This is a genomic window from Bacillus sp. FSL K6-0073, from assembly GCF_038006085.1.
Lineage (GTDB): Bacteria > Bacillota > Bacilli > Bacillales > Bacillaceae_G > Bacillus_A > Bacillus_A cereus.
The window spans coordinates 329991-348143 of record NZ_JBBOUN010000002.1 but is presented as its reverse complement, the minus strand read 5'-3'; the positions used below and the strand labels follow the sequence as shown (position 1 = coordinate 348143).

Below are 18153 nucleotides of genomic sequence, written 5' to 3'. Positions count from 1 at the left end.
TTGTTCTGGAGTATTATAAAACTTCCGCTTAATGGCGATGTGGTTCTATCCCATCGCTATCAAGCTAAGAAATTCATTGTACACCCAAACGAAAAAAGATGAAAAAATAATAAAAAGCTTATCATTAAGTGCTAAAAGATAAGCTTTTTTGTGTATACTTATTAAATTTTATTTGATTTCTTCCATGCTAATACTGTAATAAGATATTGAATACCAAATAGGAAAGCAAAAAGTATAATAAATCTTGCTATTACTGATAACCATCCAACGAAATCTTCAGGTAAGTTATATTTGTATGTGGTAGCACCTATTGCGACAAAACATAAAATAAAGGTATTACTCATTTTTTCTTTTAACTTTTCATTTAATTGTTCTTTATTATTAATATCTGTTTCATAAATACCAGTCAAAATAGATTTAATAAAAAAGAATATCATATAAAAAATTATAATGGCTAATGAAGCAGCCCATTCTAAAAATGGACGGTGTAGATATGCTCCTCTTATTATAAAATCAACAAAAGCTATAAGTAGGACAATAATTCCAGATTGAGCCCAAATTTTCATTTCAATTTGTTGGATTCTTTCATCTGGGTGTGTACTGAGTGAAAACCATTTTTTTAGTTTTTCCATTTTAAAATTCCTCCCAAAATAATTTATCTAAACTTTTATCTAGTGTTTTAGCTGTATGAATGCAAAGTTTTAAAGAAGGGTTATAATTATTACTTTCAATAATACTAATGTTATGTCGTGTAACATTTACAATATTGAACAACCCTTGTTGGGTCAGACCTTTTTCAACCCTTGCAATCTTCACTTTACTTAAAGACATTAAATACACCTCACTTGTAAAGATAACTTCACACCATAAATCTTATATTTTATATATTAAATTATTAACAACATTAATGCAATATATATTTTACATTTAGTCATGTATAGGTTGCAAATTCCTGTGTTTTTGTATCTAAAACTATCCTACAAATATAAAAAAATTCTTTCTGTAGAATCATAGGAAAGGGTGAATTTATTATATCTGTTTCTATATATAATAAATTAGAAGTATTTGTTCAAGAGATTCAAAGTTACTTGTACTTATCTCCCAATTAATTGTGCAATCTAACCTTTTCATCTACTAAGTTCTTTTACTAAGGAATAGAAACTAAAAAAGAAATAGAAATGAGCCTTTTTATTATTTTGTTCATCTTTTTTCGTTTTAGGAGAGATTTTATTTTTTAGCTTGATAACAATGTGGAGAAATCCTAGGTTTAAAAATCCCTTTAGTTACTGCATACTAGCAACAACCTTTTGAAATTTAGGTTACTGCGATGTATAATTATCAGAAAATCTAAGGGGTTTTATATATCGATAATATAAAAATAATAGCTGAGGTTCTGAGTATAGGGTTACAAATTGGTTTATTTTCAAAAACTGAAATAATTGATTGGGCTGATCAGACAATTGAAGCATTAGATAGCCCTTCTATTGAAATTATAGAAGTTTCTCTATCTAGTAATGATAAGTTGGTTGACATCGTACCTAAATTAAAAAACGTAAAAGGAACGTATGATAAAAAATTACCCGTAAAAATAATACTGGGGCTGTTATGGGATAAATTTATCCTAAATGAAGAAAATGTATTGAAAATAAAACCATTTATATCTAATTTGATACATAATGATTGCTGTGAGGGATTCAGTTATGTAGATGAACAGCTATATAATTTTAATGAGGACATTAATTTAGCAGCAGATAATATATATGGGAATCTAGAAGATATTAGTCAAGAATTAAAAAGCTTTCTATTTCCTTATAAAGACTTTAGTAATTATTTCAGTTTTTGGGAAACTTGAAAAATATTAAATTGATGGTAATTGTATTCCCTAATGTAGTTGGTGGAAATGTTAGTCTTGGATTAGCGCCAGTTGCAGCTTCTCAACTTTCACCTGGTGGTGCTGGTGGTGGGGTCATGTTCCCCCAAGTTGCCCCTATGCAACCTGGATTTTGTGGTAGATAAAAAAATTTAACAAATATTTTATTTCAGTATATAAAATTAATTAAGTATAGAAACAACTACACTTAATATAGAAATGGACCAAATTTTTTTTAAAAAAAAATCCTTTTTCAGTATCAATAACGAATTTCATGTCAACTAGCACCTCTTACGAGGCGCTAGTTGTTATTTTTGTTGTATACATATTAGAAGCATACGTTGACCGCAAACTAAAAAGGAATAAGTTGATCAAAACGGCCATCTTATGCTTCTTGTTACAGTTTTAAACATAGAGTATACAAATTATTACACTTACTTTTCTTCACCGCTTGCTTGCATGGAATTAAACGTCCAATTTAATTTCAATGCATCTCCCTGAAATATATTTTGGCCTTCACCGCTATCTACGAATGTGAACATTACATAAAATGTATCATCATCACCTGGAGTAAATCCATTTCCTTCTCGATCTAAAATACCTTTCTTTACAAGGTCAGGAATACTTCCATTTTGCGTAGCTACCTTTAATTTAGATAATGTAGAATAGTACGTTTTTGCTTTACTCGTTGTACTCTTTATACTTTTAATCATTATTGGATGCAGTTGCTTCTGCTAAAATACTAAGGGAAAAGACACTCTTATTTGGGTGTCTTTTCTTTATTTCTCAATATAAGAGCTATAAAAATATGCTATGATTTTAATAGAAATTCCCTTGTGTGCAATGAGATAGTAATACCCAACAAAAACCCACCTATTTCCGTAGGTGGGCCTTATCTTTATTACACAATCCAAATTATACTCTGATTTTCCCATCAACTTTATGCAATTATACATATCTGGAAAAAATACACCGAATGATTATTATTATCTAATTTCATTGATATACCAACCTTTATTCTTTATAAGACTGATTCTATCAGAGGAAAAATAAAAAGCAAAGCCTTTTGGCTCCGCCAAACCGAAATTCGTCTCCCACCTATCGTCGGGCTACGCCCTTCACACGCTTGAGGAAGGAGACTTCTTTCGGGAAATAAGTTAAAAATGAATTTCAAATTATGTTTAACATTAATTATTTTTATCTATTGGTATTATATTTATTGCTAAACCAATAGATCCTAATTTTTCAATTATTTTTTTTGCTTTACCATATGGAGCTCCTTTTACTAATGTAAAAGGAAGGTTTTTCGATCCTTTTAATAGTTCCCCTGTTGAAATATCAAGTGCTAGTACACTTTTTATCTTTACTAAATCTTTTAATCCTCCATTAGGAATTTCTATTAACACTATATTACACGTATCTGGGATTTCTTCTTTTATTTTCTGTATTTTTTGATTCAAACAACCCGTATTTACCCACTCAATAAAATCTAATGTAACTACAGTGGCATGATTTGGATTCATATCACCAGAATCAACAGCTCTTACTTCTCGTACATCTGCACCTTGCGACATTAAAAAAACATTGCCACTACCATCATCACCAATAGCAACATAACCATTTGCATATTCTATTACTTCCCAAGTCTCATTTCTTTCTATAATATCATCAGTACCATAAATTATTAATCTTCCACCTATAGAAAAACCATTTGTATACTTCAATAAATCTTTATGTACATTTGGTAATTCAACTTTCATTACATCTTCTATTTCTTGAATTTCAATATCATTTGCTGGCTTATTTTTTATTAAACCAGAAACATTAGAGAAATTTATCATTTTTTCACAAAACCTCCCAAAGTATCAAAATATTTATAAGCATCTACCAATACTTTTCTTGCAGTTTTCTGATCAACTCCTGCCTCAATCATTTCTCTATAGCTTACATTAAATTCATAATTTATATCCGTATCATATCCTTCAAGCCTTCTTCGCTTTCTTTGCATAGCAGAAATTTTCGCATGAGGTAAACCAGAACTTGATAGTAAAGGTTTCGTTTGAGCTTTCTTTTCGTTACAACACTCTCATCATCCTTTACAGTCCATTCATTTTGTTGTATAGAATGATGCCAATTGTATTTAATTATCAGCTGACATATTTTTATTTCCTGAAGCAGGATTATAACTTATTTTGTGAAGCCAAAATATATAGTAAATATTAAGTACTATACCTATCCGCGCTTAATTCTAAGAAGAAGCTTATGCAAATACATAAGCTTCTTCTATTACATTTATTACTCTCTTGGGTATAAATTTACATCAGTAAACTAATTTTATTAGATCTCTTTACGCACGATCTTTTGAATCCCATACCTCAACAAATTCGAAACCTTTTAAATTGTTTTCTAAAACTGTATTTCTAAATTCATCAGATACTAAGACAGTAGAAGAATGTAATCTTTGATTTAAAAATGTTTTAAATATTATCTGCCCCTCAACTTTATTGGCTAAAAATGCGTATTTTTCGAACCCTATTATTAACCCTGTACTTAGTTTTTCCAAAACTGCTTTATTGTAGTTAATTGCATCAACTGTATTTAGAACGTTTATTAGGTAATAAACTTCACTTGTAACATCATGAATTAATGGAAGGAACTCAACATTATTACAGATTAGAGGCTCTAATATTTCTTTTGCTTTTCTGCTAATCATTGGTGTACCAAGTTCTCCCCAGAACATAGGACAGTCACTTTTTTTATCACCTTCTACACATTCAATAAAAATTTTCCCCCACGAATCAGACAGTTTTATTGCCAAATCAATTTTCCCATCAAAATATTTTTTACGGTCTTCTTTTAAATTTAGTAGCTGAAAAGATTGATAGTTATCAAATAAGCTTTTTAATTGCCAAATTTTCATACCTTTTTACTCCTTCAGAATTTAATTATTAAGTATCATAGATGATTTTGTATTAAAGCCAAAATTCGCCTAAGTAAACCTAGTGATTTATTGGTATAATTAATATTGTATTCCATTTTATGGATCAATCAATTAATATAAGGCTATGTTTTATAACATATGAAAATACTGCTAATTTAATATTAAACATAATAAAATACATAGCCCTTTCTTTTTACTATTAAAAAACATATTGAAGTAAGGAGTTATATTATAATGGCAATCTTTCAAAGTAATGTTCAAAAAGCTGAACAAATTGCTACTCAAATGAGATCAGCTTCTGACGCAATTCAAAATGCAACAGGTAAATCAATAACGCACGCAACACGTACAACTTTAACCGTTAATTACAAAGCACAGGAAGCAAACCAACAAGCCTTAGAATTAACTAGACAATTTCTGGCTGCCTTTCAGCAATCCATTGACAATATACAGTCTGTAGCAACAGAGTTTGAACGAATGGACAACGAATTACAGAAGAATTTTTAGCTTTTTTAAGAATTTTTTCTTTATCCCTTCTGTTAACTTATATATAAGCAAAAAGGTAGGCGGAAAAAATGAATCAAGAAATAGAACAAAAAATGAAGGTCTTGAGTCAAAATCTAATGAATCTATCCGAGGAACAATACCAAAATCAACACGCAATACAAACACAAGAACAAGCAGAAGCAGACTTTCAAGAATTAAAAATACGCAGCCATCGCTTTTTTCATCGTATTTTAGAAACATGGCATGGTGATAAAGAACTCTTTCGCTTTTTTACCAATATACAATTAGAAACTCAACAAATTGAAAGAAGCCTTTCTTATAAATTAGAAGAACAAAAGGAAACATTAATTCAAGAGAAACAAAAATTATACAATCTAGAAAATGACCTCACTCATCAAAAACAAAAACTTGCTAGGGAGGCCAATTTATGAGTTTAAATATGTATCTTGGAGAGGTACAATCCCAAACAAACACTATGTATGCTTTTTGTACTGCTACTATACAAAGTATGGAGCAAGTAATCCAATCTATCGACAGTTTTGTGAATGATTCTGTCCTACAGGGTCAGACTTATGATAGTGCGAAAATGTATTTTGCAGAAACGTTTCTTCCTTTAGCACAGGGGATTATTTACCTATGTGAAGAATTACTCCATCAGAATGAATCTTTTCCTGCTGAGTTTCAATCAAGAGTCGCCTCAACAGATGTAGTTGAACAAGAACTATTAGAACAAATCCGAGAGATTGACCGAATGATAGCAAGTATTGAAGTTACAAAACAAATTATGCCACTACCGGATATGGATGCAATGGTTAACCTATTTATTGAGATGCGCCGTAAAATCCAGGAAAAGTTAGAACATCTATATGAATTTAATCAAACATCTAGTAATAACTATGCTACCGCGATTCAATTAGCGGCTAGTATCGCTGCAGGCCTAGCTGAAGTTCAAAGTGGAAAAGGCTTTAGCCCTGCAAGTGGTACATTTAGTACACAAAGAATAAATATGGAATGGGCAGATTCTATTCATGAATATCTAGATAATAATATTCGATTAGATAATAGTATAAAAACAAATAATCTAATTGAATCTGGTATACTATTAGGTAGTTCTTCGGAAAAGAATATACTAGAAAAGTTTATAAAAGGGGTTTGGAATGGATCTGGAGAATTTATTGGTGGTTTAGTAGAGACATACAATTCGTTAGACGATACAGTAACAAAGGAGAACCTAAAGTATGCTGCAGGTCATCCTATAGAAACCGCATATACCATGATAAATACTTTTTCAGACACTTTTATGAATGAATTTTGGCATGGCGATGCTGAAAGTCGTACACAATGGGGAACAAATATTTTTATGGAGTTTGGTTTAGGATGGCTTGGAGATAAAGGAGCAGGCCAAATTGGAAAAGTAACTTCCCTTGGAGACTCTGTAAAGTTAACGAAATTTTCAGGTGATACACCTTATATTTCAAGCCACTTACCATTAAAAGATCGATTTGCTTTTGCTGGTGGAGATGGTTTGCGATCTAGATTTGACACACCAGACTTTAAACAAGCTGAAGAAAAACTCTCTACCTATCAATTTGCTAGTAGTGGAAGAATTAATAGTAGCAGAACTAATGGTGGCAATGTTCCGTATAGTTTTGATTCATCACTTATGGAGCACCTTTTTCATGGGGAACTAAAACAAAAATGGTGGGGACTAAAAGCTGTTGGATATCACCATGAAAGTATGATGGGTGGAGGAGAAATAGTTAGAATTACCCATGCACCAAATTCTGCGGGAGTATATAGAGCAAAAGTAAAAGTAGACGGTGAAACAAAAAACGCGCTTTCTTCATTTTTCCCTAAGGATTGGGATAGAGTACAGGTACTTGATTCTATCAAAGAAGCATACGATAATAAGATTCAAGTCGATACAGTTAGATATGTAGGACAAACATCCCACGGATTTAAAGTAGAAATGATTATACAAAATAATGAGATAATAACAGCATATCCTGTTTATACTAGGAGGTAAAAAATGAAATATACATACGAATTTTATCGTGATGGACTTGGCGGATTAAGGATACGTTTGCCAAAAGAAATTTCTATAATTTCCCATTTCTTAGAAGATATTTTAGATGATGAAGCAGATGAGTATATACAAATTTTAGATAATGTAGTAGACCAAAAAGTTCCGCAATATGAAATAGAAGGGAACGTAGCAGCAGTCTACATTGAACCTAATTACACCAGTGCTATTAACTTATTTATGAGTGCTCCAAATAACCAATGTAAAATTGAGACCTCTGAATTTAGAAAACTACTTGTGTTGTGGCGAGATACAGTGGTAGCAGAAGGGAAAGATATAGAAGTATAAAAGAAAACTACCTTCTGTGATATTTAGATCATAGATGCTAAACTCAATAAAATCAAAGGTAGGAATATATTAAATATATTTCTACCTTTTTATTATGTGGCGAGACTCCACATCCATTAACTTAAAAATTTTTTATTTAACAGGAATTGTACTTGCAGGAATATAAAAGATTTTACAATTAAGATGCTGCACTTAATATTGTTAACAGTTATTTTTGCTTATCCTTCATTAATTGTAAACTACCACCCTTAACCCCTATGTTTTTCCGGTACAGGAATAAAATGTTAAAAGCAGTTTTAAAATGAGTTTCTTTTTCACCTTGTAAGCTGTAGAGCTTTCATATATTCCCCTTTTCTTTCAAGGGCCTTTTTTGCATCCTTAGCCGTTAATGCAAAATCTACTGCAATGTTCTGTAATAACTCCTTATTAGCTTACCTGAAGAAATCTCTTAGTTGTTGATTTGCTAACCTTTCTTGTTTACTATCAATCAATTAAAAAAAGAATTTTTTTGTTTAAGGGCTACTTTAAAATCTTAAGTTGATGGATGTGTGAACGAACCGCTACTAAAATTCTTGCTTTTAAATCATTATTACTGTATTATGTTTACATAGAAATATGAGAATTATAGTATATAAAAAGGAATCAAATCTATAAGTAAGATTTAAATCCTTTTCCAAGTCAAAAAGACTTTGCCAAAATCTAATATAATTTATGCTTGTCTTTTTAATATGTATCTAGTAATAACATATTTTTTATCAATAGAATTCTGTTTTCAATGATAGGAATTAGTGTTCTAAACAAGGAACCATACAAAGTGATCTGAAAAACCTGAGAGATATTGTATGTAGTTTGCTCATCTCCCGGTACTATAATAAAAGAGCCTTACCTCTCTAGGCAAGACTCTACTAGTTTAGTTGTATAATATTTACGTAATAACTAAGAAACAGAAAACATATAACACCAAATAGCAGCACCCTATTACTCCTCCTACAGCTAATACCTGTTTAACCCAACTCTTAAATTTTTGATTACTGTAAATCGCTTGCACTCTTTCCATATTTCCTCCTATTAAGGACAACCCTTATAGACTCTCACCTTGCTATGGTAACATTAAAAAATGGCTAATAGAGGCCTAATGTATAAATATGCAATATTGCATACATAAATGTATTGTTATAATTGTAAACGCTTACTATAATAAAGTTATAAAGATTCACCACATCTTAATAAGAAGAAAGAGGAGCGAATAATATGGAAATCGCAATGGCAGTTTTAAAATTTATAGGTGGAGCAATCCCATTAATTCAAGAACTTCTAAAAGCATTTATGTAAATTCACTATTTAGCAATTATTTATAAAAATTATCATACAAATGATCTGTATATCAAAAATGAATTGATTTACAGATCATTTGCGTGAGCAAGGTCCCTTTAACATGATTAAAGGAATTTTTTAATTTTTAAATACTTAAGGTTACACCCCATTAACATCAAGTTAGCAAAACAAAAAGAAAAATACGCACCCTTCCTATAATTCTACAAATGGAATAGCATATTTTTCATTTTTGGGACCTAAAAAACACCAAGACTACCCCTCTTCAGGGCAATCTTGGTGTTTTTTACGTTCACATACAAATTATTATTTGTATTGTTACATGGGTTCTTTATTAAATGATATACGTCTACTTTACCATCGATAAGCAATGACTAATGTCTCCCATTTTATCGTACTGATTACCTATACGAGGTTTTAAAAGAACCACCTTGACTAAAATGATAAAACAAGAAATCGAAATGAGCCCCTTTTTTATTTTGTAAGCAGTAAAGCTTCCATATAATGCTCTTTTCTCTCAAGAGCTTTTTTTGCATCATCAGCTGTTAATATATAATCTACTGCAATGCTCTGTAATAGCTCCTTATCCGCATTTGGCAACTGAATCGTTATATCTTCCACCCTACTCTTATTATTTCCATTTGTCTTATTAAATTCTTGAATACTTCTTGCCAGCTCTGCTAATTTTTCCATATGCACAGGATTGTTTACATCCAAAAATATATTACTTCTAAAAACTGCCGTAACGTATTTCTTTACATTTTTCTGCTTCTTCTTTTTTATCAAAAACAATATTTCCCGTATACATTTGTTCAAACGTAAATATATCGTTATTCTCTTTTCCAACATAATATGTATTGAACTTTTCTTTTACATCATTCGCTTCTTTTTTGATTTTATAATTATCACTATCTACTTTTGGAGAGATTCGTCCATCCAAAGCTAGCTGAAACTGCAAATACGGTTCATTTACTTGCTGTACATGAGCTATCCGTACATCTGGCCCCAGTAAATCTTTATAATTCCCCGGTATTTCAACTTCATTTAGTTTAATAGAAAAACCATACTGCGATTTTGTATAACTTTGAGCTTTTTGTTCAATTTCTTTATCCGATATATCACATGATGTTAATAGTATTAAACTAAACATCATATTACATGTTATTTTTGTTATTTTCATATGGTATCTCCTTTTATGCCTACTTCATATGCAGAAATACTAATATAGATTTCCGATAAAGTCACGAAGTTTAACAAAAAGAAGAGCAGTTTTAAATTGCTATGTTTATACAATTTTATATGAACCAGAGTTAAATTTAAAGGAACTAAATCGTGCGTTTTCTCTTTATTCAACCATTTAACTTACTAACACTTTTCATAAGATATTTACACACTGCATTTAGGTAAAGAAATACAGAAATGTGTTTTTTTCTTTGTACTATCTAAATTTATGCTCCCTCCATGTTTTTCTACTATATGCTTAGCAATAGTTAATCCAAGACCTGATCCCCCATTATTTTCTCGAGAATCATCTACTCGAACAAATGCATCAAAAATACTTTGTTTCATATCCTCAGGTATTCCAATTCCATTATCTATAATGTTTATATATACTTTGCTTTCATCCTCAATTAACGATACAAACACGGTCGTACCTGCCGTATTATACTGTAGAGCATTAGATATTATATTAGAGATAGCACGGTATAGTAACCTGTTGTTAATTGGAGCAATCACTTCTTTAGAGGGTATTTGATATTGAAGGATTAAGCGCTTCGCTTGAAATAAATCATAATATTCTACAAGCAATTCACGAATAAATTCAGATACATCAGTTGGATGTACTTCAAAAGGGTAATCAGAATGCTCTAATTTAGACAGTTCAAAAATATCTTCAGTTAATACCGCAATGATTCGAATCTTATTATATATTACATTCAAAGTTCTTTCTCTTTCACCTTTTTCAGTAATGATTCCTAGTTGTAATGCTTCAACATAACCTTGAACGGTTGTAATTGGTGTCCTTAAATCATGAGACAAATCTACAAGCATCTTCTGCTTGGTTTCTTCCAACTTCTTCTTCTCTTTCTCTATTTTATCCAGTTTTTCCGACATAACATTAAACGAATGCTGTATTTGCATTAACTCAAAATATGTTTCATAGTTTAACCTTTTATCATATTTCCCACTAGCAATTTCCTCAAATCCAGTTGCTAGTTTATCCAATGGCCTGGTTATTTTCCTAGCAATTTGCCTACTAAAAATATATACATTCATAGAGAAAAATACAAAAAATAAAACGATTGTAGTAAGTAATATCTTATAAAAAACATATACGTATTCCTCATTTTTATCAGAAAACGTATATTCATACTTTATTGCTTTTTTAGGAACCTTAACAAGGCAATATAATGTTTCACCTTTTTTCGTTACAAATGTTGCTACAGATGAATAATAAGGAAGTTGATCATTATCAAAAAATAAAGTAGTAAATTCTCTTTGTGAATATGATAAAAGCTTATCCTTCTTTTCCCCTTTGGTATAGATAACTTGTAAATTTTCATTAAGAATTTCTACCCAACCACCAAATGATTCTATTGATTCTGCATTAATAGTTTTAAAATTTTCACGAACTACTTCACTTGCCTTTAAATTAATTAGCTCTCCTAGTTGCTTTTCTGTTTGGTACATCAAAAATATAAATAAGATTATCAACGTGAAACCTATTGCTAGTGCAAATATAACGTAATTTTTAATTAAGATATATAAAACTTTATTTTTCATAAAGTTCTTCCTTCCTAGCAAATCTATACCCAAGTCCCCGGATCGTTTTTATATAAACTGGATTCTTAGGAGAATCCTCTAATTTCTCTCGTAGTCTACTAATATGAACCATAATCGTATTATCATCTGCACAGTAATAATCAGACCATACATTTTCAAAAATTTGTTTTTTAGTAAATATTCTCCCTGGTTCCCCCATAAAAAGGGTTAAGGTTTTATATTCCGTAGCACTGAGAGTAATGGTTTCGCTTGATTTATAGAGTGTACAAGAATGATGATCTAATACTAAATCACCCATATGAATTTGCTTCTCCTTACCTTCTACAGCCTTATCATTAAATTCATAGGACCTTCTAAGGTGAGCTTGAACTCTAGCTATAATTTCTAAAGCACTAAATGGCTTTGTAATGAAGTCATCTGCTCCAATCCCTAAACCTATAATTTTATCTACTTCTTGAGATTTGGCTGACAATATAAGTATTGGAAATTGTAACGTCTCACGAATTTTTTTGATTAATTGATAACCATCCATTTTAGGCATCATAATATCAACAATAGCTAAATCAATATGATTTTCTTCTAGACACTTTAAGGCAACTTCACCATTTGAAGCCTCTATAACAACAAAATTTTCCATTTCTAAAAAAAGCTTTAAAAGATCAATAATATCTTTGTCATCATCAACGATTAATATATTTTTTTCATACTCTCCCTCGCGTCGGTCAGAATTTTCAAAAATCCATTTAAGGTTATTGTAAGGTAAATGAAAGTGACATGAAAGACTAACCGTTTAATATACAGGTATGAATTAAAAAAGGAGGCATTATCACATGAAAAAATTTGTTGGAATTGTGTTAGCAGCTACCATTGGAATTGGAGGTTTAGGAACTTTTGCTACTACTAAAACTCACGCTGCAGTAAACAAGCAAGAATCAACAAAATCGGGTTATCAAGTATCTGACGTGCAAGGTGAATTTATGCACATTAAAGTGGGGAAACCTTGGTCAATGACGCCAAGCGGAAAACAATACAAATATGTCTTATTTAGTGAAAACAAAATTTATGTAAACCCTAAAACTGGTGTAGTAACAGCATATGAAGAAGGAGCAGCTGAAGGCAGAGTACTCGATAAAAATGGAAATGTTGTTGCTATTTGGTATATCACAGCTTTTAAATAGTGAAGGGTTAATTTTACAAGGTCGAAAAGAGCATCTTTAAGTTTATTATGAGAGTAGTAAAAGAATTTCAATACTTGTAATTACCTTAAAATAAAAAAGCTTATCTTTTAACACGTAATGATAAGCTTTTTTATTATTTTTTCATTTTTTGTTTTCGGAAGTATTTCTTTAAGTTGATAGTAATGCGGTGCTATTCCATCACTATCTACAACTTTATAGTATCCCAAAACGGAAACAACGGGTTGCATTTATATAATTAGGTTTTGGAGAATTGATCATTTTGTTTAGAGATACTTTACGATTTTAACTTGAATGACATATAGTGTTATTTTTAGCATTCTAAATAATCGGGTTCAATGTATTTTTCTGTTTCAGGAGAGCTTTTAATTTCTATAGGATATTTCTTAAAAGCTACAACAGTGATCCTATCTTCTTGAACTAAACTTCTGGATTCATTTATAGAAGAGAAACCTGTTCTCGTTAAAAAATTGTATAAAGAGGATTTTGTCATCCAAAAACTAGTAACGTTATCTAATGATGCCCATTTTGATTTTAAACGTTCTTCTATTGATGAATTAGCAGAGTGTTCTAGCATTGTGTGTCCCTTATATTCATAATTTTTATAAAGTACTGATACATTAGGAGTAGAAGTGATATGAGTATCAATTATTACAAACCTTTTGCATACTTCATACACTTTTTCTAAAAAGGGGAATACATCTGAGCAGTCTAAATGATATAAAATACCAGAGCATAAAACAATATCAAAATGACCATATTTTTCAGCACTTAAATTTCTTACATCATCTTGATAAAAGGTTAAGTTTTCCAACCTTAATAAATCTTTAGCGAATATAGCTTTTTGTATGTTTGATTCTCTTCCTTCTATCCCTACAACAGTTGCTCCTTGCATAGCAAACTCAATAGCGTAATGCCCCTCTAAACAAGCTAAATCTAAGATTCGAAGATTTTTAAAATCACATTGTGTGATATCTTGAATCATTGTCACAATTTTTTTTAATGCAGGATTTGGTTGTCGAATATCTCTTGTATATAGAGTATCCGTTAATTTAATATCATAAGCGGTCCATTCACCATATTTACGAATAATGTTTTCTTTTTCGAGAACAAAATCTTTCATGATACATTTCGCCACCTTTAACATAATATTAGTGTAATATATACCTTTATAAGATCAATATATGTGTGTATAACTTGTACTTAGACGAAGGTAAACATTTTAAAGCTTCTCACTTTATCATGTGGTACGTCCACAATTCCTTCTTTTTGGGAGCCACTCGCAAATTTAGAACAATATGCAGCTCAAATAGTCAACTAATTAAACTACCTATTCATCTCATCTATCTAAATTATAGAAATAATTCTAATTTAACTAATTAAGATTTTTTCTTTTACATAGAAAATCTTATTATATTCATTTTTAGCCATAGCCAGTGCAAATGTCATAATGATAAGTGGGACACCACATTGCTATCATGCTAAGCAAACAAAATACTCCTTAAAATAAAATGAAAAAATACATTATTTTTTCTTATAAAAGAAAAGCAAAGAATAAACTTTAATATGTATTAATCCAAACAAGAGAAGATGATTCATGTGAAACAATTTACTAAATTTCCTCTGACATTTTTAGTTATGTTCCTAGCCAATTTAGCGAACTATTATTTTATCCTATTTATGTAATAATAAAAGCCTTCCTAATTATAGGAAGGCAACGTTCTAAAATGAAAACCTATATTTGATTACTAATTAAATTACCTCAAACTGATAATATACACTTTTCCCATTCTCCCTAGTTACTTTAATTTCAGCAAATCCTTTACCAATGACATCCATTCTAACCTTTCCATTGCCCTGTACTGTATATTTGACAACTTTTTCTCCATCTATTGTTGTATGCTTTGCTGCAACTCCATCTTCTGTTCTAGATTGACCAACACGCCAACAGTCACTGCACTTTTTTGTGCTCTTAGATATCATTTCATTTTTTACATGTACGCTGTTAGTAGATGCATCAGCAATACCATTTGTACTCAACAAAATTATGGAAGTTACTAAACCTATTCCCAGTTTCTTTAACATTATTTCATCCCTCCTGTGATAATTCATAATTTTATATTAAACTGAGATTCTTTCAGGTAACTTTCATTTACCTTACAATAACCTTAAATCCCTTTCTGTAGATATCGAATTCTTTGGAAGAAAGAATTCACATAGTTTATATTGATTTTTTTAACATGGCCATGTGGATTGGCCCTACATTATTAGCTATATGTACCTTTCCGTTCATTTTCTGCTATTAGTTCATGTGTTAAATAAATCAAATACATAATGACTGAGAGAATTAGATAACTAGCAGTTTTACCTTTATCAGCAATTAAATGCCTTGCTTCGACTAGAATCACTTTTATTATTAACAAAATCTCACTAGCTCAAATGTAATAACTTATGAGTATAAGAATATTTTCTGAGCTTTAATATAATGTAAAATTAGTAAGAAACTTATTTCATGAAAAAATGTTAACTATTAAAGAATTAGAAGTGATTATATGAATAAATTATTACTATCGTGTTTATTAGCTACATTCTGTCTAAATATCGCAGGATGTTCTAATGATATGACTATACTAAAGGATAGTTCTAAACCTTCAATACCTACGAAGGCGAAATGCATTAACAAAGCTTGGTACAAAAAACATATGCCATGTAATAGGTTATGCTAAAGATCCTAAGGCGAATATGAATGCATATAGTAAACAACATATAAAAACATTGTAATTAGTTGTTATAAATCTACCTAAAAAGACTATCAATAATGGTGGTCTTGTTTATATTGGTGAGATTGTACTAGGATGATAGAATAGATTTAACTGTATGACGTAGGGTGGGTGCTGTCCTTTCTCTTTTTTATGTAGAGGGAAAGTAGGTGACTCCTATGATGGAATATTTACTGTCTTTGCTACAGAATTTATTGAAAGTATTTCTAGGAATTATTGTTATTGGTTATGGAAACAAGCTAGTGAATAATATTAGCAAAACGCAAAAGAACCTCCCTACGCCGTCGGAAGCAAAAGGGAAGTTCTAGAAAAAGAAAATAAATTTATTTAGTAACTACCCGCCTTACGGCAACAGTTACCAGAAGAGATGTATCAAGCATCTCTTCTTTTATTATATACCCAAGGTATTACTGTAATACTACTGTAATAATAATTATATCAAACGAACATAAAGTAATCTAGCAACTTGACCACGTGTAATACTATCACCAAAACCATATGTGCCATTTCCATAACCAGCTACTATAATCTCCCCTTTTATCTCTATATTTTCTTTATATAACCAAATGATTAATAAGAACATCTTTAAAAATAGTATCTGCCCGTAGATTTGTTAAAGTTGTTGCTGCAAGTACTGCACCTAAAAAAGTTTTTTCATTTTCACGCTATTTTCCTTTCTTATCCTAATTATTTTTGCGAATAAAAATATACTTTATTTCCTAACACAAATCACTTATATATAATAATTTATATATTAATAATAAATACATCAATTCCTCCCAGAATGCTGTAGACTCACTAAAAAACTCTTCTTGCCTATAGAAGAGTTTTACTACGACTTCACTGTTAAATAGCATTTTCCTTTATTTCAAGTAAATGTCTGCTGTATTCTTTTTAAACTAGCCGAGATATTGTTTTAGTATTTCTAGCCCTATTTTCAACTCTTCTAATGAGTTTGTAGAGGATAGAGCAACTCGTAAATACTGATTAGGCATGGTTTGTGCGGTAATAAAGCGCTCGGAATGAAAAACCCGAATGCCGTGCCTCTCCAAATCTGTTTCTAATTGAAATGCATCATAATGATTTTGAATAGGTAGCCAACGGTAAAAACTAAAAGGATGCCCGACAGGATTGTTGGAAGAAAAATATCCTGAATAAATTTCGTTTGCAGACTCCGCTAAAAATTTCTTCTGCTTAACAATTTCATGAGCTTTTCCTGATAACACTAGCTCTGTTATCACCTCTACGTCTAAGGAAGATGTTTTAACATTGACATTAAATATAGCCTTTAAAATATCCTTACGTAAGGCATCTCCGAATACCATATAAGCAACCCTTAATCCTGAACAAATGCACTTAGAAGTTCCACTAATATAAACACTTTGTTCTGGAAGTAAATTAAACATTGGTTGCTCATAATCAGAAATAACCCCTGCTGTCAAAAATGCATGAATATCATCCTCAATCAAAATTATTTGATGCTTTCGAATGATTGCTGCTAACTCTTTCTTTCGAAAATTTGCAATCATAATCGTAGTAGGATTAGAGCAAGAAGGCATAAAAAAAATACCATGAATATCTAATTGACTACATTGCTTATCGAGTTCACTTGGGAGCATTCCAAATTCATCCCCTTGAATGGGTACTAATTGAATATGTAGCATTTTTGCCAATTCGATAAAATTTGAATAGGTGTATACATCAGTTGCAATTCGGTTTCCAGGTTTAAACAACGCTGTCAATGTAATCGCTAAAGCATTTTGTGACCCCGAAACTATTGCTATATGGTCTTGATCCACATTAATGCCAAAAGACTTCATCCAATTGAGACCTGCCGTTTTTTGATGCGGAAGACCAGTTGGATCATTGTAATTTAATAGTTGTTCTAAATACTTTTTATCTACGACCTTTTGAATAGTCTCTGCGACAATACTATTAGTTTGCTCAAATGATGCTACTAATCCAAGATCAATACAGTTTCTGATTTCCTCTGTAGAAATAGTAATGGAACGAGTTGCATTAGGAGCTACAAAAGTTCCACTCCCTGTGATTGCATAAATTAGGCCTTTAACTTCACATAGTTTGTAAGCTCGGGTAATTGTTGTAAAGTTTAAATCTAAAAAATCTGCTAATTCTCGTTGTGGAGGCAATTTTGTTCCTGGAGCTAAAAAACCATTTACAATATCATGTTCAAGTAGTGCTGCAATAGAGGAATAAAACGGACGCTTTAATAGTTCCTTATTAGGTTTCCAAGACATAGAGTAATTTTCAAATGAATTTACTGGCATGCTTCACCTCTACGATTAAATTTTTATAGGATAAATTTTAATAGTTAAAATTAAGATTTATAAACTTTGAAAAGTATTACAAGG

Annotated in this window: 19 protein-coding genes and 4 pseudogenes; 9 read left to right on the top strand and 14 right to left on the bottom strand. The window is 30.8% G+C overall.

Annotated elements, in window-relative coordinates:
• Window positions 1-161 precede the first annotated feature (161 nt).
• Both MHB52_RS29735 and MHB52_RS29730 read right to left on the bottom strand, forming a co-directional pair.
• Window positions 162-632 carry a DUF6773 family protein gene (locus MHB52_RS29735; protein ID WP_000413129.1) on the bottom strand — a complete coding sequence of 157 codons (471 nt, stop codon included), beginning with the start codon at window positions 630-632 and terminating at the stop codon, window positions 162-164.
• A gap of 1 nt (window position 633) precedes the next feature.
• Window positions 634-831 (bottom strand): helix-turn-helix transcriptional regulator, encoded by a 198-nt coding sequence (locus MHB52_RS29730; RefSeq protein ID WP_061663106.1) that lies wholly within the window; start codon window positions 829-831, stop codon window positions 634-636.
• 532 nt (window positions 832-1363) lie between these two features.
• On the opposite strand from MHB52_RS29730, the gene MHB52_RS29725 reads away from it, so the two are divergent.
• Both MHB52_RS29725 and MHB52_RS29720 read left to right on the top strand, forming a co-directional pair.
• A complete protein-coding gene (locus MHB52_RS29725) occupies window positions 1364-1852 on the top strand; it encodes a hypothetical protein (RefSeq protein WP_033703436.1) in 489 nt (162 codons plus the stop codon).
• Entirely contained in the window at window positions 1849-2016 is a 168-nt protein-coding gene (locus MHB52_RS29720) for a hypothetical protein (RefSeq protein ID WP_154698631.1), read from the top strand. Before MHB52_RS29725 ends, MHB52_RS29720 begins: the two co-directional genes overlap by 4 nt.
• Before the next feature lie 288 nt (window positions 2017-2304).
• Here the strand turns inward: MHB52_RS29720 and MHB52_RS29715 are convergent.
• A pseudogene (locus tag MHB52_RS29715) lies at window positions 2305-2535 on the bottom strand (TasA family protein); the annotation flags it as partial.
• 10 nt (window positions 2536-2545) lie between these two features.
• On the opposite strand from MHB52_RS29715, the pseudogene MHB52_RS29710 reads away from it, so the two are divergent.
• A pseudogene (locus MHB52_RS29710) lies at window positions 2546-2608 on the top strand (YjcZ family sporulation protein); the annotation flags it as partial.
• Window positions 2609-3057: 449 nt separating this feature from the next.
• Here the strand turns inward: MHB52_RS29710 and MHB52_RS29705 are convergent.
• From MHB52_RS29705 to MHB52_RS29695, 3 genes are all read right to left on the bottom strand, one after another.
• On the bottom strand, window positions 3058-3711 hold the full coding sequence (locus MHB52_RS29705; protein ID WP_061663105.1) for an SMI1/KNR4 family protein: 654 nt from the start codon (window positions 3709-3711) through the stop codon (window positions 3058-3060).
• A complete protein-coding gene (locus MHB52_RS29700; RefSeq protein WP_431519940.1) occupies window positions 3708-3887 on the bottom strand; it encodes a hypothetical protein in 180 nt (59 codons plus the stop codon). Before MHB52_RS29700 ends, MHB52_RS29705 begins: the two co-directional genes overlap by 4 nt.
• A gap of 330 nt (window positions 3888-4217) precedes the next feature.
• Window positions 4218-4790, bottom strand: a complete 573-nt coding sequence (locus tag MHB52_RS29695; RefSeq protein WP_000708203.1) for an imm11 family protein — start codon at window positions 4788-4790, stop codon at window positions 4218-4220.
• A gap of 255 nt (window positions 4791-5045) precedes the next feature.
• Between MHB52_RS29695 and MHB52_RS29690 the strand changes: the two genes are divergently transcribed.
• The 4 genes from MHB52_RS29690 (at window position 5046) to MHB52_RS29675 (ending at window position 7689) form a co-directional block, all read left to right on the top strand.
• Complete coding sequence (locus MHB52_RS29690; protein WP_061663104.1) at window positions 5046-5318, top strand: TIGR04197 family type VII secretion effector; 273 nt, start codon at window positions 5046-5048, stop codon at window positions 5316-5318.
• Between the two features lie 68 nt (window positions 5319-5386).
• Window positions 5387-5749, top strand: a complete 363-nt coding sequence (locus MHB52_RS29685; RefSeq protein WP_061663103.1) for a DUF3958 family protein — start codon at window positions 5387-5389, stop codon at window positions 5747-5749.
• A complete protein-coding gene (locus MHB52_RS29680; protein ID WP_061663102.1) occupies window positions 5746-7344 on the top strand; it encodes an EndoU domain-containing protein in 1599 nt (532 codons plus the stop codon). The genes MHB52_RS29685 and MHB52_RS29680 overlap by 4 nt, the downstream gene beginning before the upstream one ends.
• Window positions 7345-7347: 3 nt before the next feature.
• Window positions 7348-7689, top strand: a complete 342-nt coding sequence (locus MHB52_RS29675; protein ID WP_000878117.1) for a hypothetical protein — start codon at window positions 7348-7350, stop codon at window positions 7687-7689.
• Window positions 7690-8614: 925 nt separating this feature from the next.
• On the opposite strand, the gene MHB52_RS29670 is transcribed toward MHB52_RS29675, so the two are convergent.
• A complete protein-coding gene (locus MHB52_RS29670) occupies window positions 8615-8746 on the bottom strand; it encodes a hypothetical protein (protein ID WP_000442766.1) in 132 nt (43 codons plus the stop codon).
• 88 nt (window positions 8747-8834) lie between these two features.
• Here MHB52_RS29670 and MHB52_RS29665 point away from each other — a divergent pair.
• Window positions 8835-9021: pseudogene (locus MHB52_RS29665) on the top strand (hypothetical protein).
• A 474-nt stretch (window positions 9022-9495) separates the two neighbouring features.
• Here MHB52_RS29665 and MHB52_RS29660 read toward each other — a convergent pair.
• From MHB52_RS29660 to MHB52_RS29650, 3 genes and pseudogenes are all read right to left on the bottom strand, one after another.
• Window positions 9496-10201: pseudogene (locus tag MHB52_RS29660) on the bottom strand (hypothetical protein).
• A 206-nt stretch (window positions 10202-10407) separates the two neighbouring features.
• Entirely contained in the window at window positions 10408-11805 is a 1398-nt protein-coding gene (locus MHB52_RS29655) for a HAMP domain-containing sensor histidine kinase (protein WP_061664350.1), read from the bottom strand.
• A complete protein-coding gene (locus MHB52_RS29650; RefSeq protein ID WP_061664349.1) occupies window positions 11795-12544 on the bottom strand; it encodes a response regulator transcription factor in 750 nt (249 codons plus the stop codon). The genes MHB52_RS29655 and MHB52_RS29650 overlap by 11 nt, the downstream gene beginning before the upstream one ends.
• 91 nt (window positions 12545-12635) lie before the next feature.
• Between MHB52_RS29650 and MHB52_RS29645 the strand changes: the two genes are divergently transcribed.
• Window positions 12636-12983, top strand: a complete 348-nt coding sequence (locus tag MHB52_RS29645) for a hypothetical protein (RefSeq protein ID WP_061664348.1) — start codon at window positions 12636-12638, stop codon at window positions 12981-12983.
• A gap of 331 nt (window positions 12984-13314) precedes the next feature.
• Here the strand turns inward: MHB52_RS29645 and MHB52_RS29640 are convergent, their stop codons facing one another.
• The 4 genes from MHB52_RS29640 to MHB52_RS29625 form a co-directional block, all read right to left on the bottom strand.
• Window positions 13315-14124 carry a class I SAM-dependent methyltransferase gene (locus MHB52_RS29640; RefSeq protein WP_000651395.1) on the bottom strand — a complete coding sequence of 270 codons (810 nt, stop codon included), beginning with the start codon at window positions 14122-14124 and terminating at the stop codon, window positions 13315-13317.
• Between the two features lie 629 nt (window positions 14125-14753).
• Window positions 14754-15086, bottom strand: a complete 333-nt coding sequence (locus tag MHB52_RS29635; RefSeq protein WP_000914230.1) for a hypothetical protein — start codon at window positions 15084-15086, stop codon at window positions 14754-14756.
• A 1128-nt stretch (window positions 15087-16214) separates the two neighbouring features.
• On the bottom strand, window positions 16215-16364 hold the full coding sequence (locus MHB52_RS29630) for a hypothetical protein (protein WP_340768377.1): 150 nt from the start codon (window positions 16362-16364) through the stop codon (window positions 16215-16217).
• 316 nt (window positions 16365-16680) lie between these two features.
• A complete protein-coding gene (locus tag MHB52_RS29625; RefSeq protein ID WP_061664347.1) occupies window positions 16681-18069 on the bottom strand; it encodes an aminotransferase-like domain-containing protein in 1389 nt (462 codons plus the stop codon).
• Window positions 18070-18153 lie beyond the last annotated feature (84 nt).

What these genes read in the sequence shown, in the direction of transcription:
- MHB52_RS29705 (WP_061663105.1), bottom strand. Translation starts at nt 3,711, where the DNA reads ATGATAAATTTCTCTAATGTTTCTGGTTTAATAAAAAATAAGCCAGCA.
- MHB52_RS29690 (WP_061663104.1), top strand. Translation starts at nt 5,046, where the DNA reads ATGGCAATCTTTCAAAGTAATGTTCAAAAAGCTGAACAAATTGCTACT.
- MHB52_RS29635 (WP_000914230.1), bottom strand. Translation starts at nt 15,086, where the DNA reads ATGTTAAAGAAACTGGGAATAGGTTTAGTAACTTCCATAATTTTGTTG.
- MHB52_RS29730 (WP_061663106.1), bottom strand. Translation starts at nt 831, where the DNA reads ATGTCTTTAAGTAAAGTGAAGATTGCAAGGGTTGAAAAAGGTCTGACC.
- MHB52_RS29675 (WP_000878117.1), top strand. Translation starts at nt 7,348, where the DNA reads ATGAAATATACATACGAATTTTATCGTGATGGACTTGGCGGATTAAGG.
- MHB52_RS29630 (WP_340768377.1), bottom strand. Translation starts at nt 16,364, where the DNA reads ATGTTCTTATTAATCATTTGGTTATATAAAGAAAATATAGAGATAAAA.
- MHB52_RS29680 (WP_061663102.1), top strand. Translation starts at nt 5,746, where the DNA reads ATGAGTTTAAATATGTATCTTGGAGAGGTACAATCCCAAACAAACACT.
- MHB52_RS29685 (WP_061663103.1), top strand. Translation starts at nt 5,387, where the DNA reads ATGAATCAAGAAATAGAACAAAAAATGAAGGTCTTGAGTCAAAATCTA.
- MHB52_RS29625 (WP_061664347.1), bottom strand. Translation starts at nt 18,069, where the DNA reads ATGCCAGTAAATTCATTTGAAAATTACTCTATGTCTTGGAAACCTAAT.
- MHB52_RS29645 (WP_061664348.1), top strand. Translation starts at nt 12,636, where the DNA reads ATGAAAAAATTTGTTGGAATTGTGTTAGCAGCTACCATTGGAATTGGA.
- MHB52_RS29640 (WP_000651395.1), bottom strand. Translation starts at nt 14,124, where the DNA reads ATGAAAGATTTTGTTCTCGAAAAAGAAAACATTATTCGTAAATATGGT.
- MHB52_RS29695 (WP_000708203.1), bottom strand. Translation starts at nt 4,790, where the DNA reads ATGAAAATTTGGCAATTAAAAAGCTTATTTGATAACTATCAATCTTTT.
- MHB52_RS29670 (WP_000442766.1), bottom strand. Translation starts at nt 8,746, where the DNA reads ATGGAAAGAGTGCAAGCGATTTACAGTAATCAAAAATTTAAGAGTTGG.
- MHB52_RS29735 (WP_000413129.1), bottom strand. Translation starts at nt 632, where the DNA reads ATGGAAAAACTAAAAAAATGGTTTTCACTCAGTACACACCCAGATGAA.
- MHB52_RS29655 (WP_061664350.1), bottom strand. Translation starts at nt 11,805, where the DNA reads ATGAAAAATAAAGTTTTATATATCTTAATTAAAAATTACGTTATATTT.